Source organism: Paenibacillus sp. 23TSA30-6 (assembly GCF_014858585.1).
Lineage (GTDB): Bacteria > Bacillota > Bacilli > Paenibacillales > Paenibacillaceae > Paenibacillus.
In genome coordinates this window covers 1-389 of the sequence record NZ_SLTL01000113.1, presented here as the reverse complement: position 1 = coordinate 389, position 389 = coordinate 1, and the positions used below count along the sequence as shown (strand labels likewise).

Below are 389 nucleotides of genomic sequence, written 5' to 3'. Positions count from 1 at the left end.
CCCTGACATGACGTGCCCCCATCAAGTTATTTATTTTCATAGAGTGCTACGCCGTAGTTCATAAAAATACTGCACAATGGGATGCTTTAACTTCATCTTCTCGGTCATGTTTAATATTCGCTTTTTTCCAACTCGTCTGTCCACTAAAGCTAGAATATTCAATAAGATATCATTACTCTCTAAGCTTTCCTCTATAGAAATAGATAAAAACTTATTAGCTACAACGATAAAATTTGATTTACTTAATGAAGCCTGTGCTGACAAAATATCCTTTGCATATTCTGATATTTTTCTACTTCTTGCTATTACTTTTAGACGATCCTCCGGAACGGTCCCCTTGGTATCTTTTCTGATCGCTTCAATTTCTTCATTGTTGATAGGAACTTGGA

The 389-nt window shown here is 35.5% G+C and carries 1 protein-coding gene; it reads right to left on the bottom strand.

The window, feature by feature from the left end; all coding sequences use genetic code 11:
• Positions 1-36 precede the first annotated feature (36 nt).
• A partial coding sequence (locus E0698_RS26330; protein ID WP_443146928.1) for an SF0329 family protein occupies positions 37-389 on the bottom strand: 353 nt, incomplete at its 5' end.